Consider the following 16,245-nt stretch of genomic DNA (forward strand, 5'->3'; position numbering starts at 1 on the left):
TCACACGTAGAGACGTTACATGTAACGTTTCTACAGGGTTTCAGGTTTTATTTATGTACTTCATTTACCTGAAATCTGCTGTAAAATCTAAAATTACCCTAATTTTTGCATAATTAATTAATTTCAAATGATTTAATCATTGTTTCTGCTGTTTGCACAAACTTATCATAATCATCTATTGCTGCTGTATAGGTGATGACGTATGCTTGATCGCCTTGTAAAGTCCAAACTTGCAGATTTTTTAAAATATTCTCTCCACTTTTTCCAGTAAAAACTAATTTATTAGCTCTTTTATTTGCCATAGTTGTTTCACTCGTATCCAAAATATTAGCTCCTGACAAACTATTCTTAATTTCCTGTATAAATAACTCTCTAGATTCATCTAATGTGGTAGAAAGTGGTTCTGTACTAATAGTTAGCTTTTCTTGGAACTTATCAGCGTCACTTTGTTTAGGTGATAAGAATGTAACTAATTCTCCAGTCACAGGGTTTGCTACATCTTGTCTTGCCCAATTCTCAGGATAGTTTATCTTGATTCCATAACTAGAATTTTCATAAGTCAAAAACTTTGATGCTGGGGCGATTAATTGGGATAAAAATACAATAGCTGTAGCAACTGCTGCGATTATTCCTAGTGCGAACAAAAGTTTTCTCGGTGCTGCGAATGATAAAGATTTTTGCTCGATTGTAGTAACTGGTATTTGTTCGAGCGTATTTAAAACTTGCAATACCGACTCTGCTGTAGAATAACGTTGACGGAAGTCATAACGCACCATCTTATCAATAATTCCTGCAAGCTCCGGGCTAACTTGTGCTTGGTTTCGCCAATCAATTTCTCCTGTATCGGGGTTTCTGGGTAATCTTTGCCCACCATCAACAGCAGGATTAATTCCAGTCAAGGCTTGGATAGCAATAATTCCCACTGCATAGATATCGCTACTCAAGTTTGGGACTTGATTGGCTTGTTCACTTGGCATATAACCGTGAGTGCCAATCACAACGGTAACACTTGCTTTGCCTTGAGAATTAGCTATCTGGGTGCTGATTTGTTTGACTGCTCCAAAATCAATTAACACTATTTTGTTATCTGATTTTCTTCGCCGAATATTGGCAGGTTTGAGATCTCGGTGAATTACATTGTGTCGATGAACAACTGCGAGAACTTCCAAAATGTCTTTTAAAAGTTGAATTACCTCCGCTTCAGTTAGGAGGTTGCCTATAGGAGGTATTTCTTGACTGAGGTCGTGACCTACAATAAATTCTTGAACTAAATAAAATTCTTGATTGTCTTCAAAGTGAGCTAACAGTTGGGGAATTTGATCACACTTTCCCAATGTTTCTAGGGTGGCTGCTTCTAGGTCAAATAAACGTTTGGCTTGCTCTAAAGTGTATGGATCGGTAGAGAGTGGTTTAAAATGCTTAACAACACAATGCGGATTTCCAGGTCGTTGCATGTCTTGAGCTAAGAAAGTCTTGCCAAATCCCCCTTGTCCTAGTTGAGTGAGAATTTGGTAACGTCCACCCACGGTTTGACCCTGCATTACATTTACCCTTTCCGCTAGAATTACTCACTCACTGATTCTTAATCTTGATTTTTGCACATAACTAAAGTACTAAGTAGAAGCAAAGATACTGGTATAAACGAGTTGTAAACTTGAATTACATAAAGGGGGTGATGATTAGCTTATGATATCAAATCGGGAAAGTATGTATGTTTTGTAAAACCAGATAACGTAGTCAAAACTGGGCATTGCTGAATCAAGATTATGAATTGTCTTCTGTTCGCGCAGCGTTCCCGTAGGGTATGCAACGTTGGTGGAGCCTCTCGCAGAGAAGTGAAGCTTACCCCTCCGCTTAAGCAAGCTACGCGAACGTTTCGCGTAGCGACACTCAGCATGACAAAATAAAATTCATACGCCAATTCAGTAACGCCCAAAACCGCCTGTATTCAGCATTTATCTCTGTATATTAATTACGAATTACGAATTACGAATTATTATGAGTCTGAGTCTGTGCATGATTGTCAAAAATGAAGCAGCAACACTGTCTAAATGCCTAAGCAGTGTGAGAAAAGTAGTAGATGAAATGGTAGTTGTAGATACAGGCTCAATTGATCGCACTCCCTATATTGCCAAACAATTCGGTGCAAAAGTCCACCACTTTCAATGGTGCAATAACTTCAGTGCTGCTCGGAATGCAGCGCTTAAATACGTTACAGGTGACTGGGTTTTAGTATTGGATGCTGATGAGGTTATGACATCAGGAATTGTACCGCAGCTGAAAGAGGCGATCGCCAGAGATGAATATTTGCTAATCAACCTCGTCCGCCAAGAAGTTGGTGCAGAACAATCTCCCTATTCTCTAGTTTCCCGACTATTTCGCAATCACCCAGATATTTGCTTTGAACGCCCTTATCATGCCTTGGTGGATGACAGCGTATCCGCAATGTTAATGAAAGACCCCAATTGGCAGGTAGGTTATTTACCAGGGGTGGCAATTTTACACACAGGATATCAAAAAAACGCGATCGCTCAAAACAACAAATACGCCAAAGCCGCAGCAGCGATGGAAGGGTTTCTGGCTACTCATCCTGATGACCCTTATGTTTGCAGTAAGTTGGGGGCGCTGTATGTGGAAACTGGGAAAATTAGCCAAGGTATGGAGTTGCTGAAACGAGGAGTTGCGGCTAGTGAAGAAAACTACGATATTTTATACGAACTCCACTATCATTTAGGCATTGCTCACAGTCGTTTGCGAAATTTCCCACAGGCTATTTCTCACTATCAAGCCGCGATTAAGTTGCCAATTTATCCGATGCTCAAATTAGGAGCATACAACAATCTGGGAAACTTACTCAAAGCCGCTGGAGATTTAAACGGTGCAAAAACTGCTTACGCCACAACTTTGAAGATTGACCCTACTTTTGTTGTTGGTCATTACAATATGGGGATGATATTCAAAGCAATGGGATTGTTGACTGATGCGATCGCCTCTTACCAAGCAGCAATCAAGTTAAACCCTAATTATGCTGAAGCGTATCAAAATTTAGGTGTAGTGTTGCTCAAAGCTGGCAATCACCAAGATAGTTTAACAGTCTTTAAAAAAGCGATCGCCCTTCACGAAAGATACAACCCCGAAGAAGCGAAGAGGCTACGTCAGGGGTTGCAAGAGATGGGGTTGGTTTAGGGGAGTGGAGGACAAGGGAGACAAGGATTGTACAAGAATGCTGAATCTATTCTCCACTAAAGTTAGAATAATGCACCCTTGTATAATCCTTATGCTGCAAGCCTTAAAAGCATAATTGTCATACCCTCAGTGCTGTAATCGTTGTAATTATAATCTCATGATGCGAATCATTGCCCGCAGCACATTACGAAAGTTTTAGGAAGTATATCCCGATGCTGAACAGCCATTAAAGGCTTGGTTTGATGAAGCATCTCGTGCAGAATGGGATAGTCCGGCAAATATCAAAAGTACCTATCGCAATGCCAGTATTCTTGCTAATAACCGTGTTGTTTTCAATATCAAAGGTAACTATTATAGCTTAATTGTTCATGTTCGTTATGATATTGGAATTATTTTTATTCGTTTTCTTGGAACGCATAAAGAATACGATAACGTAGATGCAACAAGCATTTGAGGCAGTAATATCTATGCTTGAAACCCGTCCGATCCGCACTGAAGCTGATTATCGTGCTGCGCTTGATGAAATTGAAAGATTATTTGATGCGGAACTAAATACACCAGAGTTTGACCGCTTGGAAGTTTTAACTACGCTTGTGGAAGCATACGAGCAAAGGCATTACCAATCGAAGCACCAGATCCTATTGAAGCAGTCTTATATTATCTCGAATTCCGTGGGTTGTCTGTAGATGAATTAGAGCCTGTTATTGGCAGTAAAGCAGAAATTGCCGACATTTTGCATCACAAGCAGGCGCTAACCTTGGAGATGATTCGGGGTTTGCATCAACAATTGGGGATTCCGGCACAGATTTTGATTCAACCATACCCTTTGATGCAAAATTCAGCTTGATGGTGTTGGAACTAAATAATATCAGAACTCGGAACTTCAGTTTGGAAAATGAACTCCACCAGTTCTGAGTAGAAAAGGTAGAGTTCGAGAGTTGGTAAATTCTCCTCACAAGTGACAACTAACTAAATACGCGACTTGACAAATTTCTCTAACCGATCCATCCCCTTTTCAATTGTTGCCATATCCGTGGCGTAGGAAAGGCGAATATTGTGATCAGCACCAAAGGCGATTCCGGGAATGACTGCAACTTGGTGTTTTTCTAGTAAAGCGTCACAAAATTCCAAGGATTTTAGACCAGTTTTGCTGATGTCGGGAAATAGATAAAAAGCGCCGTCTGGTTTTGCAGTACTCAATCCGGGAATGGTGTTAAGTCTGTCTAACATTACCTGTCGGCGTTTGGCGAAAGCTTGGCGCATTTCTTCTACACAGTCTTGGGAACCTTCCAAAGCAGCGATCGCCCCATATTGGGCAAATGTACACACGTTAGATGTACTATGTCCTTGGATGGTACTCGCGGCTTTAATAATCTCGGTTGGCCCGGCTAAATAGCCGATACGCCATCCTGTCATTGAGTAAGCTTTGGCAAACCCATTACTAATCAAGGTGCGGTCAAAAATTTCCTTACCAAGAGAACCGATGCTGATATGTTCTGCACCGTCGTAGAGAATCTTTTCGTAAATCTCGTCAGAGACAACAAAGATATCTGCATCAACTATTACCTTAGCCAGTGCTTTGATTTCATCTGGCGTATAAACCATCCCTGTGGGATTGGATGGAGAGTTGAGGATAAATAGCTTTGTTTTAGGCGTGATTGCCTTGCGGAGTTGTTCGGGGGTAATTTTATAACCCGTTGTTGCATCTGTAGCGACAATTACTGGTATCCCACCTACTAAAGTTACCATTTCGGGATAACTAAGCCAGTAAGGAGCAGGGATGATTACTTCATCACCTGGATCAATGAGTGCCACCATCAAGTTGTATAGAGAATGTTTACCGCCGTTAGTGACGATGACATTCTCTGACTTGTAATCAAGACCGTTATCAGTTTTAAGCTTGTGGGCGATCGCATCCCTTAACTTTGGTTCTCCGGCGGCGGGGCCATACTTGGTTTTGCCTTCATCCAAAGCTTTCGCTGCTGCGGCTTTGATATGCGCTGGGGTGTCAAAATCTGGTTCTCCAGCGCTAAAACTGCAAACATCTATGCCGTCTGCCTTCAGTGCCTTAGCCTTGGCTGCGATCGCTAAGGTCAAAGAAGGTGTTACCTTACTTACTCTTGCTGCCAGCTTCATTCTTACTTTTTTTGGCAAATCTTTCACTTATATTAGGATATCCCAGAATCTCTACCGAGATTTGCCTTTTTAAAACTCTTTAATTAGTAGTCAGATCCCCGACTTCTCCAAGAAGTCGGGGATCTGACCACCCTCAAGCGTTTGAGCATATCTATGGGATTTTATTTGCTGCTTCCACTTCCCAAGTCTTGAGGAATCACTTCTGTTGCTCGCTTTTCCCTTTTGATATCATCAGTAGTTTCTTGGACGTTGGCTTTTACTTTCTGGCGATCGCGAGTAGCATAATAAGGCTTGAAAGGCTCAGTTTGTGCTATTTTACGCTCTTTGGTGGCATAAAAAGGCTTAATTACTTCTAGCTTGTGCGTTTTTTCCGAATAATAACCATCTGCTTGAACTGAAGCCACAGGTAAGCTAACCAGCCAGATCAATCCAGCTAGCACAGCTATCGTAATTTTGTGACTTAATTGATTAAATTTTCTCTGGATTTCCAACATTGGAAAAACTTACTCCTGAATCTTTTCGCAAACGTTTAAATCGTAAAAAACTCTCATGGAGATAACGTCTTCCCCTAGGCTAGTTACATGTATATAAAAAGTGAGGTTAGGGGAATCAGGAAATAACGCAATATCACGCAAGATTAGTATATTTTGTATTTATGCAATAGAGCTATTTTGTCAGTCTCTTATTTTGCTTAATACTTCAGTATATTTATTTAAGATATTAGCGATCGCCTGCTCCCATTCCAATACCTTCCGGTTAAAGAGGAAAGGCTTAAATCTACTTCTTATCCCTTTACCCATTAACCTTTTCCTAATTGCTAAAAAGGGGAAGACTTTGACTCTAGAAAGCGAACGTTTACACTCCTCCCTGCCAGACAAAAGCCAGAACTAGGGGTTTTCTGCCAATCAACTTTGATTCGTACTGTCGCTACCCGTACTGGTAGTTGACGGCGGGTAATTTCTGGTGGTGGTTCTACAACATATTGCCCAACTTCAAAACGACCTGTACCTGCTCTGATTGTTTCTACTCGTCCTTTCCATTGAACATTACTTGAGTTATTAAGGTTGATTTGGGCTTCTTGTCCAACGACAAGTTTCGATGCTTCAGTCTCATTTATAAATGCATCTATCCAAAGATTCTGACAGTTGAGTAATTGAATAATCGATTTATTAGCTTCGACTATTTCCTGTGGCTTAGAATCAATTGACCAGATCACGCCTGTTGTTGGTGCTATAACTAAGACGTTTTGTTGAGCCTGCAATTCTTTACTAGTAATGGATAGCTGTGACTGAATACTCTGGAGTTCTTTAGAGAGATTTTTTTCTTGTTGCTTTAGATCTGTTAACTCTACATCAAGTTCAAGAACGCGCGTTTCAGGATAGCTTGAGGTGCGAGTTCCTTCTAGCTGAAGTCCAGCTTTCGTTGCTTCTACGCTGAGATTGGCTTGCTCAATTTTTGACTGAGCTTCCTTGATTACAGCAGATGCTTGCTGTGCTCTTGCGATTTCGTTTTCGGCTCTGGAGATGGTCACTGCTCCTTTCTTAGCTAAGCCAGCAAAGCGCTGAGCATCGGCAATCGCTACTTTTTCTGTGGCTCGTGATCGAGCTATTTCCCATTCATATTGTTTTTTCTGTTGACGGGCGTATTTGAGTTGAAGCGTTTTCTGGATAACTGTTTGTTGTTCAAATAAGTTCATTAATTTAGTTCGATTTTGAATTTGCTGTTTTACCCCAGAGATTTGCTGTTGAATATCCTGTAGGCGAGTTTTTAATTGCTGCTTCTCAATTATGAGGACTGATACTCGTGGATTTTCGACAGTAGATTTAATTGTGCCGATTTGTGTACCTTTTTCAAGTTGGTTGCTCAACTTAAGTTTCTCGCTTTTCAACTCTAGCTCGCCTGGGATGGATGCCCGCACAAAAATGATTTCACCGTTAACAAAAGCTTGTACACTAAGAATTTGCGAAAAGTTGCGTCTCAGCCTAATTCCAATAACAGCCAGACAGCTAAGGACTAGAATCGAAAGGATAATTTTTCCTGAAGCTGTTTTAATTAATTTCATGAAACAAATGGCAGAAAATTATCAGTTCGCAATTGCTTTAAATTTTAGTTAGTTTTCGCGCATACTATTTAGACTATTTAGGGTATTTAGAAAACCAGCTTCCACTATGTAACAGAACGTAATTTCATTCCTTAAGTAACAAACTCGCTTTTGGGCATATCAAGAATCCCAGGTAGCTCCATAAGCTGGAATACCTTTCCCCAAACAAGTCTCGATCACCTTTTTAGTAACTACTTTGTTGGATACACAAAACACAGCTTGCGCTCTAAAATCTCGAACGGCTTGAATAGCTAGCTGCTCTACATTTGGTCTACCATGCATTCCTGTATCGAAAATATTGCAACGAGGATGAGAGTCAAGCAAAGACCAAAGCCTTTCGCCGTAAGTTTGTTCGTGGTCGTTACCGATCCACACAATACAAAGTTTATGATTATTTTCTATCACATGAGGTATGACTGGTGCAATTCCTGCTCCAGTTGCGATTACAACTACCCGTGAATAAGCGTTAATTGAGAACATAAAACCAGGAGGCTTGACTCGACGAACCCATAGTCGTTTGGGCAAATTTCCTTTTTCAACTTGCCGAATCAAATTTTTAGTCCAGTCGCCTACCGCGCCGATTATTAAATGAATTTCTGATTCGGCTGTTTGTTCGCTGAAACTCGTTCCTGCAACAGAAAAGGAATGCCATTCAATACCATCTAGACTAATTCGAGCAAACGTCCCTACATCAGCCCTTCCTGGAAGAGTTACAACTAAAACCCCAACAGAAGGACAATGCATCGTAAAATTATCAAAACACTGCACGCTTATCCAAGGCAAAAATATACTGAAAATCATCAGCGCGAGCATCAGTAAAACTGGATTAGTTAATAAAGTTTCTAGAGGATAAGTTTGGTTGAGAGCGATGATAAATTGAAATCTAATTTGATGCAAGACGAGAATACCCAAACAAGACCATCCCAGATAGCGATGGCTTATTTCAAACGTGTCATGGAACTTATGGCGTAATGGGGGAATAGCGGTGAGGATAATAATAAATAAAAGTGTTAAAAGTATACTGGATGTAGCGATTGATATGGGATCGCTGGATGTAGCCATTGATAGAGGATCGCTTGGGTTTCCCAACTGCTGCAATACATCAACAATTAGCCACAAAAAACCCCAAGTAGCACATGAGGTGTGAACGCCACCGATATAATGAACGCCACTATTAAGATAGTATTTGCCATAAACAATCTTTACCGAAGTCCATACTGCCAAACGATACAATAAATGCAAAATCAGTTCATTACGGACTAAAATCGCTACTAGTATATTACTGACACTAAAAATTGCCGTTGAAATGTCAGTCAAATATATTGTTTGGTAAAAAATATCTAAAAGTAAAATATTGACTAGGGAAACCAAAATCCACCAAAAAACATGCATATTAAAGTTTTGCTTGAACATAAATATGTCTCCTGAGGTCAAGTTTAAATAACACCCCAGCTAAATCAAAGGTGGAATATCATTTGAAGTAGAACAAGATGTAAAATAGCTTCTCTTGGGGCGTTTATAAGCGAGCTTTTCTTCCGGCTAACTTGGTTTTTTGACGTGATTTCTTACACTCAATGATGGTCTGTTCATAGATAGCGGTAAACTTTGGTAGTAAGGCTTCAAAGGTTTCACGGTTCAGTCCGTTCATCGCTCTCAACAATTAGTCTTGCTTGAGAATACGCTCAAACTTTAGCATCTTCTTATCCCAACTTGCTTGGTTTAACGTCTATTCTCTGCCTATTTGCCAACAAGTTTGTTAGTTAAGGGTCAAGAGTCAAGAGTTATTATTCTCCCCCTGCGCCTCTGCCCCCTAACTACAAAAATACTGTGACGGATTTTGATTTTGAAGTTTTTAAGCTATGGTCACATCGGGTGATAAATAAACATCTTGAATGGCGTGAAATAGTTTCACCCCTTCTTCAAACGGACGCTGGAAAGTTTTGCGCCCAGAAATCAAGCCTGTACCACCAGCTCGTTTGTTAATCACAGCGGTACGAACTGCTTCTGCGAAGTCATTTTTACCAGTCGCCCCACCAGAATTAATTAGTCCTGCACGTCCAGAGTAGCAATTGAGTACCTGGTAACGAGTTAAATCAATTGGGTGGTCGGTTGTCAATTCTGTGTAAACCCGTTCGTCGGTTTTGCCGTAACTCTTTCCAGTGGCTTTAGCGACTGCACCGTAACCATTATTGCATTCGGGTAACTTTTGTTTGATGATATCAGCTTCAATCGTCACACCCAAATGATTCGCTTGTCCGGTGAGGTCAGCGGCAATGTGATAATCTTTATCTTGTTTGAAAGCGTTGTTACGCAGATAGCACCAGAGAATAGTTACTAAACCAAGTTCATGAGCGCGTTTAAAAGCTTTGCTGACTTCTTGAATTTGTCTGGTAGATTGGTCTGAACCAAAGTAAATTGTCGCACCCACTGCTGCTGCACCCAAATTCCAAGCTTGTTCGACATCAGCAAACAATACTTGGTCAAATTGATTGGGGAAAGTCAACAGTTCGTTGTGATTTATTTTGACGATAAAGGGGATTTTGTGGGCATATTTGCGTGATACACTACCCAATACTCCCAAAGTAGTGGCTACAGCATTACACTCCGCTGCGATCGCCAGCTTGACAATATTTTCTGGGTCAAAGTAAATCGGATTGGGTGCAAAAGATGCACCTGCTGAGTGTTCAATGCCTTGGTCTACTGGTAAAATTGACAGATAGCCAGTATTAGCTAAACGACCAGTAGAGTAAAGTTGCTGGAGATTACGCAATACTTGAGGATTGCGATCGCTAATTGTCCAAACTCGCTCCACAAAGTCTGGCCCCGGCAAATGTAGTAAATCCTGAGAAACTTTTGCCTTGTAAGTGAGCAAGTCTTGTGCTTCTTTACCTAGCAAGGATTCGATAGAATTAGGCGCAGATAGCGTTGTCGTCATAGCGCTTTCCTTAAAACTTGAGCAAATGACCTTGTCTTTAAGGTAGCATTTTGATGATGATCGCAGTCTTAGCTAATTTTTTATTTAAGTCCGATCGCTCCTGACAATGACTTCGCGGGTATGATGGCGATTGTATATCTACAAAATTAATCGAACTGGGTAGACGCAATACAGTAATCAAATAATTTTCACAATTTAGATAACATTTCTATAAATACTCTCTATTTAAATCCGACCATTTTTTTATACCATCTTTAAACGTTAACCATTCCTTATAAACTTCTCCAAATAATGGATCTTTTTTAGCATAGTATTTCAATAGTTTATCTGTTTCTTCTTTGGCTCTTATCAAAATTTCCCTCTTAAATGGTTTTAGTTTAATGCCCAGTGACTTTAGTTCTTGTAATTTTTCACTATTTTTCTGATCGTATTCAGCTAATATTTTTATATGAGTTTCAAGACAAACAGCTTTAAATATTTCTTGATATTTTTTCGGTAAGTCTTTCCAGGCATCTGTATTAACCTGTATATCATAGGTCGTACCTGGTTCCCACCAACCTGGATAGTAGTAATATTTAAATACATTATGTAGTCCCAATTGAAAATCATCATATGGTCCAATCCACTCAGCAGCATCAAGTGTTTTGTCTCTGACTTTATCTGCAATTTGATTAATCGCAATTCTGAAACCTAAGTCTTTCTCTGTTTTGACACGCAATTCTCGTAACACATCTCCTCCTAGTCCAGGAATACGCATGGTTATGGCATTGAAATCTTCTATTGAGTTGATTTCTTTGTTAAACCATCCTCCCATTTGTGCCCCTATAGCTCCTGCTGGAAAGGGAATCACATTTAAGTCTAATCTTGGATAGATTTTTTGCATAAAAGTCAAGTCATCGTCAGGCTTATCTTTGTAATAAAGCCAAGCATTTTGTTCTTGAGGATTTAGGCCAAAAGGGATGGCACAACCAAAAAAGAGAACTCTGAATCTTTCACTGTTGTAGTAGACCCCACTGTAGCCACATTCTATCTTTCCATTGCTAACATCTTTGAGTATTTCTTCTGTATCTCCAGTGCTAACTAGGTCAATAGTAAAGTTACCATCTGTCATAACCTTGATGCGATCGCGGATCATTCCTGGAGCTTTCCAAAGTATCAAGTTCTTGGTATCTTCACCCAAACGGCTAACCATTTTCCAAGTAATACGTGGGTGATTTTTACTAGCAAACCAACCAGCAGTTAGTCCCACCGATGTACCGATAGCTGTAGGGATAAAAGCTCTGCGAGACATCCGCAACGATGGTAATCTGTCTTGAATTGGTGCTTTTATATGAGGATTTAAGCCAAGATGAACGTTGACAACGTTGCCATTTGAACTGCTATGTGTTTGATTCTGATTATTATCATTACCAATAGCAGCTTGCATTCCGCCGTCTACCGTTGAATCTTCAGTATTTTGCCGGATACTAGGCTCAGATTTTGGTGGTGAATTGTTGGAGTCAGGCGATGGTAATTGGCTCACAGGGTAACTCTGCTAAAGTCCAAAGAAAGATTTTGCAACATTTAACCAACCCAATAGTTGACCTAAAATAGGTTGAACTTTTTCTACAAGTCCTTGACCTGCATTGAGAGTTTTACTTGCATCTTCAAGGGTTTCTGTCATTCGTTTCAGGTTCCCCGCAGCCAATTGCTTGTCAGGCTCTTTCTGCTGAACCTCATCAACTGCAGCTCCTAATCGATTGCTGGCTTTTTGCTTAATATCTTCAGGTAAAGTAGACCCTTGAAGAATCTGCTGAATTTCCCCTAGCAATCTGAGTACATCTTCTTGAGAAAGTGTTTTTTGTGCAGGTACAGTCTGAGCTTGCATATTCTGCTGGTTATTATTACCGATAGCTGCTTGCATTCCGCCAGACATTTGACCTGTATTGGATTGTGAAATACCGCCTGGATTGCTGGTCATTTAAATCTTCCTAGTGTTAATCATTGGTACGAACAACTTTATAAATTTGCTTTTTGTATACGTAAACTACCTACAATAAGATAACTGCGGTTTAACTGGCGATGATAGTGTTATTTTCAGTATAATACCCTTGTTATAGGATACTATACGGTGTTGTTATAAGTATATATTCGGACGTAAACATTAGGAGCATTAGGTTTGATTTTGACTAGCGATCGCAGCTTTTATTTATCCAAACTCTATTTTCAAACTATGTCTAATCAAGACGCCAAAATCAACTTAATTTAATGGGTACAACAAAATAGGGCATTGCTGAATTGAAGTATGAAATTTAAAAACTTAACATCTTAAACTCTTACTCTCTGCGCCTCTGTCTTGAAAAGTTTCCTACGGCGGGAAACCCGCCTACAGAACTTTTCGCTGCGTCTCTGCGTGAGGTAAATTCATACCTGGATTCAGCAACGCCCAAAATAGAAGTTTTGAATATAAAAAAATCCTCTCCGTTATTTGGAGAGGGATACTAATTAAAATTTAGAGTTGTCTGCTTTTTTCTAACTGTTATTGAGCGGAATTGTTTGTACTATTAGCGCCAGTTTTCTCTGAATTGCTACCGGGTATTGCATCAGTCTGATTTGATTTATCTTGAGCAGGAGTAGAGATGCTAGTATTATTGTTTTTCTCTTGAGTGGAAGTACTATTACTCTGGTTTTCAGACTGTTTAGGAGCTTCAGGTATTGAAGGCGCTGGTTGCTGATTAACTTGTGTTGGCGCAGGATTAGGAATTGAAATGTTGATGTCTTGCTGAGGAGGTGCTGCTGGAGCTTGAGGTGCTGGCGCTTGCTGTTGTGGAACTGGAACAAGGACATCCCTAGTTTTTTCGATGATAGTGGTTTCTTTTTCAGGAGGTTGTTTGGCTTCTGGTTTTTGAGGAACCACTATTGGAGATGTAACTGGGACTGAGGTGTCGTTACGTTGATTTAGAAAGAAAAGAACACCACCAACCAAACCCACTAGCGAAGCCAGAAGTAATCCAACTAGCAAACCACTAGCAGCGTTACTGTTATCACGAGCCGCTAAATTTTCCTGAGCGTCAACATAACCATTTCTGTAGGAATTAGAGCTAGACCCCACAGGAACATTGTTAACAGTTTCTTCTGTTTTTTTCACGTTAGTGTGAATATTTCCGTTAGCGTCTTTATATGAATCCTGTTGAACTTCGCGGTTATAGCTTTGGTAATCGTTTTTGTTAGTCATGGTGTTAATAAAGTAAGTAAAAAATTGAAAATTCTAAACGTTTTAGCTTTCTTAGAAAAAACTCTGAGCTATCTTGTAGTGTTAGTTTTGCTACTTGTGCTTGAATTTTTTATAGAATAACTTCAAAAATTATCTAAACCACTCTGTCTCTAGAGTGGATTTATACATCTATCTAAAGATATAATGTCAAGAAATAAATTTACTGAATTTTCATCATTTAATGTTAAGGTTTACTGAATATTTATAGGCAAAACAATAAATAAAATATATACACATGCCTAAATAGATATAGGCAAAAAGAAATAGTGCAACTTCAGTATTCCTGATATTTTTATTCACCAACTTGATTGCAACAAAGTGAAGATTAAAAAGGTAAAACGACATCAAGGTTATTTCAGTGGCACACTAGTTTTACACTCAGCAAATACTTTCTTCATCCCTAACTTATGTTGCCTAAACCCAAAAAGCGTTGGACACCTTCAAACTGGGCAAGTTGGAAGCCCTTCGGCATTGGCGAGCAGTACCCTAACAATTACTGGGAAGTCTTTCGAGCCATTTGGCTATCTCGTGACCAGTTGCCTTATGCGTGGAACATCCTGGACAAAGGTGTTTGTGATGGTTGCGCTCTCGGAACAACCGGAATGAAAGATTGGACATTAGATGGCATCCATCTCTGCAATGTCCGGCTGCGGTTGTTGCGGATGAATACTATGCCAGCTTTTGACTCTGCACTGCTAGAAGATGTTTCTCAGTTACAAAAGCAAAAAAGCGCCCAATTACGAGACTTAGGACGGCTTCCCTACCCGATGATGCGTCAACGTGGGGAAAAAGGCTTTCGCCGCGTTAGCTGGGATGAGGCGCTAGAAGTAATTGCTAGTCGCATCCGCGCTATCACACCAAACCGCATCAGTTTCTACGTTACCAGTCGCGGCACTGTTAACGAAACTTACTACGCCACTCAAAAAGCTGTGCGGGCAATGGGAAGTAATAATATTGATAACGCCGCCCGTATCTGCCATTCTCCCAGTACAGCGGGGCTAAAAGCTGCTCTCGGTGCGGCGGCTACCACCTGTTCTTATAAAGACTGGATTGGTACTGATTTATTAGTTTTCATTGGCTCTAATGTTGCTAACAATCAGCCTGTCACAGTCAAGTATCTCCACTACGCCAAGAAAGCTGGCACCAAAATTGTGGTAATTAATACTTACCGCGAGCCAGGTATGGAACGCTACTGGGTTCCTTCGATTCCAGAAAGTGCCCTTTTCGGTACTAAGTTTGCCGAAGACTTCTTTTTGGTGAACATGGGCGGGGATATAGCATTTTTAAATGGCACAATTAAGCATATATTCGCCAACGGTTGGGTAGACCAGTCATTTATTGACTTACACACAGCTGGGTTTGCAGAACTCAAAGCTTCATTAGAAAGCCAATCTTGGGAAGAGTTAGAGCGGCTTTCGGGAGCATCCCGCGATGAAATGTATGCTTTTGCCAAAATGGTTGGGGACGCCAACAAAGCTGTATTTGTTTGGAGTATGGGCATTACTCAGCATGAATGTGGTGAAGATAATGTGCGGAGTATTATCAATCTTGCTCTGACTAAAGGTTTTGTCGGTCGGGAAGGCTGTGGTTTGATGCCGATTCGTGGTCATTCTGGGGTGCAGGGTGGTGCAGAGATGGGATGTTACGCCACTGTTTTTCCTGGTGGTAAGTCCATCACTCCAGAGAATGCTGCACACTTAAGTCAGCGTTGGGGTTTTGAAGTGCCAGCAAGTAAAGGTTTAATAGCTCCAGAAATGATTGATGCAGCACATCGGGGAAAATTAGATATGTTGTTCTCCGTCGGGGGGAATTTTTTAGAAGTGTTACCAGAACCCGATTATGTAGAAGGTGCGCTAAAACAAATACCGCTACGAGTGCATATGGATATTGTTCTCTCCAGTCAGATGTTAGTGGAACCAGCTGACACGGTGGTACTTTTACCTGCCACTACTCGCTACGAGATACCTGGGGGAGTGACGGAAACTAACACCGAACGCCGAGTAATTTTTAGCCCAGAAATTTCGGGGCCACGCATTGGGGAAGCGCGTCCAGAATGGGAGGTGTTTATAGAGTTGGCAAGGCGGGTGCGACCAGATTTGGCAGACAAGCTGACTTTTGCTGATACTGCTGCAATACGCCAAGAGATTGCTCAAATTGTCCCACAATACGCTGGTATTCAACACTTGCAGCAGGCGGGAGATCAATTTCAGTATGGTGGCTCACATTTGTGCTTTGGTTGGAATTTTCCCACACCAGATGGAAAGGCGCACTTTGGGATATTATTGCCACCACAAATTGAATTACCAGAAGGCTGTTTTTTAGTAGCAACGCGCCGGGGTAAGCAGTTTAATAGTATGGTGCAAGAACGCAAAGATGCAATAACTGGGGCAGTGCGCGAGGCGGTGTTAATAAATGCAGAAGATGCGGTAAAGTTGGGATTAAAAGATGGCGATCGCATCATTCTCAAAAATGATTTAGGCGAGTTGCATGGGCAAGTTTACATCGCACCGATTCAATCAGGCAACTTGCAAGTACATTGGCCAGAAGGGAATGTGCTATTAGATAAAAGTAAGCGATCTTTGGAAGGAGTTCCCGATTATAACGCAGTAGTACGCTTGGAAAAACAAACTTAAT

12 protein-coding genes and 2 pseudogenes are annotated in these 16,245 nt (G+C 40.7%); 4 read left to right on the plus strand and 10 right to left on the minus strand.

Annotated elements, in window-relative coordinates; translation table 11 throughout:
• Window positions 1–113: 113 nt before the first annotated feature.
• On the minus strand, window positions 114–1,541 hold the full coding sequence (locus HCR01_RS27835; protein ID WP_193199269.1) for a serine/threonine-protein kinase: 1,428 nt from the start codon (window positions 1,539–1,541) through the stop codon (window positions 114–116).
• 457 nt (window positions 1,542–1,998) lie between these two features.
• Here HCR01_RS27835 and HCR01_RS27840 point away from each other — a divergent pair, with 457 nt between their 5' ends.
• The 3 genes and pseudogenes from HCR01_RS27840 (at window position 1,999) to HCR01_RS27850 (ending at window position 4,033) form a co-directional block, all read left to right on the plus strand.
• Window positions 1,999–3,186 carry a glycosyltransferase gene (locus tag HCR01_RS27840; protein ID WP_226889679.1) on the plus strand — a complete coding sequence of 396 codons (1,188 nt, stop codon included), beginning with the start codon at window positions 1,999–2,001 and terminating at the stop codon, window positions 3,184–3,186.
• A 160-nt stretch (window positions 3,187–3,346) separates the two neighbouring features.
• Window positions 3,347–3,640, plus strand: a pseudogene (locus tag HCR01_RS27845) (type II toxin-antitoxin system HigB family toxin).
• A 13-nt stretch (window positions 3,641–3,653) separates the two neighbouring features.
• Window positions 3,654–4,033, plus strand: a pseudogene (locus HCR01_RS27850) (helix-turn-helix domain-containing protein).
• Window positions 4,034–4,155: 122 nt separating this feature from the next.
• Here the strand turns inward: HCR01_RS27850 and HCR01_RS27855 are convergent.
• The 9 genes from HCR01_RS27855 to HCR01_RS27890 all read right to left on the minus strand — a co-directional run bounded on the left by HCR01_RS27855 (window position 4,156) and on the right by HCR01_RS27890 (window position 13,572).
• Complete coding sequence (locus tag HCR01_RS27855) at window positions 4,156–5,322, minus strand: pyridoxal phosphate-dependent aminotransferase (protein ID WP_193199270.1); 1,167 nt, start codon at window positions 5,320–5,322, stop codon at window positions 4,156–4,158.
• Between the two features lie 161 nt (window positions 5,323–5,483).
• Window positions 5,484–5,816: a hypothetical protein gene (locus tag HCR01_RS27860; protein WP_193199271.1), complete on the minus strand. Its 333-nt coding sequence runs from the start codon at window positions 5,814–5,816 to the stop codon at window positions 5,484–5,486.
• A gap of 323 nt (window positions 5,817–6,139) precedes the next feature.
• Window positions 6,140–7,384: an HlyD family secretion protein gene (locus HCR01_RS27865; RefSeq protein WP_193199272.1), complete on the minus strand. Its 1,245-nt coding sequence runs from the start codon at window positions 7,382–7,384 to the stop codon at window positions 6,140–6,142.
• 159 nt (window positions 7,385–7,543) lie between these two features.
• On the minus strand, window positions 7,544–8,836 hold the full coding sequence (locus HCR01_RS27870; RefSeq protein ID WP_193199273.1) for a hypothetical protein: 1,293 nt from the start codon (window positions 8,834–8,836) through the stop codon (window positions 7,544–7,546).
• 103 nt (window positions 8,837–8,939) lie between these two features.
• The gene (locus HCR01_RS40160) at window positions 8,940–9,071 is read right to left on the minus strand and encodes a hypothetical protein (protein WP_264299950.1); all 132 of its coding nucleotides are present in this window, start codon (window positions 9,069–9,071) and stop codon (window positions 8,940–8,942) included.
• 204 nt (window positions 9,072–9,275) lie between these two features.
• Window positions 9,276–10,358 carry a class I fructose-bisphosphate aldolase gene (locus HCR01_RS27875; RefSeq protein WP_193199274.1) on the minus strand — a complete coding sequence of 361 codons (1,083 nt, stop codon included), beginning with the start codon at window positions 10,356–10,358 and terminating at the stop codon, window positions 9,276–9,278.
• Between the two features lie 208 nt (window positions 10,359–10,566).
• Window positions 10,567–11,880, minus strand: a complete 1,314-nt coding sequence (locus HCR01_RS27880) for a TRAP transporter substrate-binding protein (RefSeq protein WP_193199275.1) — start codon at window positions 11,878–11,880, stop codon at window positions 10,567–10,569.
• A gap of 12 nt (window positions 11,881–11,892) precedes the next feature.
• Window positions 11,893–12,318, minus strand: coding sequence for a hypothetical protein (locus HCR01_RS27885; RefSeq protein WP_191760125.1), 426 nt, complete (start codon window positions 12,316–12,318; stop codon window positions 11,893–11,895).
• A 558-nt stretch (window positions 12,319–12,876) separates the two neighbouring features.
• Window positions 12,877–13,572 (minus strand): hypothetical protein, encoded by a 696-nt coding sequence (locus HCR01_RS27890; RefSeq protein ID WP_193199276.1) that lies wholly within the window; start codon window positions 13,570–13,572, stop codon window positions 12,877–12,879.
• A gap of 446 nt (window positions 13,573–14,018) precedes the next feature.
• On the opposite strand from HCR01_RS27890, the gene HCR01_RS27895 reads away from it, so the two are divergent.
• Window positions 14,019–16,244 carry an FdhF/YdeP family oxidoreductase gene (locus HCR01_RS27895; protein WP_193199277.1) on the plus strand — a complete coding sequence of 742 codons (2,226 nt, stop codon included), beginning with the start codon at window positions 14,019–14,021 and terminating at the stop codon, window positions 16,242–16,244.
• Window position 16,245: the final 1 nt, after the last annotated feature.

The organism is Nostoc sp. MG11 (assembly GCF_014904695.1).
GTDB lineage: Bacteria > Cyanobacteriota > Cyanobacteriia > Cyanobacteriales > Nostocaceae > Komarekiella.

Bases quoted from the DNA above. Each gene is read 5' to 3' on its own strand.
- HCR01_RS27895 (WP_193199277.1), top strand. From the start codon at position 14,019: ATGTTGCCTAAACCCAAAAAGCGTTGGACACCTTCAAACTGGGCAAGT.
- HCR01_RS27855 (WP_193199270.1), bottom strand. From the start codon at position 5,322: ATGAAGCTGGCAGCAAGAGTAAGTAAGGTAACACCTTCTTTGACCTTA.
- HCR01_RS27870 (WP_193199273.1), bottom strand. From the start codon at position 8,836: ATGTTCAAGCAAAACTTTAATATGCATGTTTTTTGGTGGATTTTGGTT.
- HCR01_RS27885 (WP_191760125.1), bottom strand. From the start codon at position 12,318: ATGACCAGCAATCCAGGCGGTATTTCACAATCCAATACAGGTCAAATG.
- HCR01_RS27875 (WP_193199274.1), bottom strand. From the start codon at position 10,358: ATGACGACAACGCTATCTGCGCCTAATTCTATCGAATCCTTGCTAGGT.
- HCR01_RS27890 (WP_193199276.1), bottom strand. From the start codon at position 13,572: ATGACTAACAAAAACGATTACCAAAGCTATAACCGCGAAGTTCAACAG.
- HCR01_RS27840 (WP_226889679.1), top strand. From the start codon at position 1,999: ATGAGTCTGAGTCTGTGCATGATTGTCAAAAATGAAGCAGCAACACTG.
- HCR01_RS27835 (WP_193199269.1), bottom strand. From the start codon at position 1,541: ATGCAGGGTCAAACCGTGGGTGGACGTTACCAAATTCTCACTCAACTA.
- HCR01_RS27860 (WP_193199271.1), bottom strand. From the start codon at position 5,816: ATGTTGGAAATCCAGAGAAAATTTAATCAATTAAGTCACAAAATTACG.
- HCR01_RS40160 (WP_264299950.1), bottom strand. From the start codon at position 9,071: ATGAACGGACTGAACCGTGAAACCTTTGAAGCCTTACTACCAAAGTTT.
- HCR01_RS27865 (WP_193199272.1), bottom strand. From the start codon at position 7,384: ATGAAATTAATTAAAACAGCTTCAGGAAAAATTATCCTTTCGATTCTA.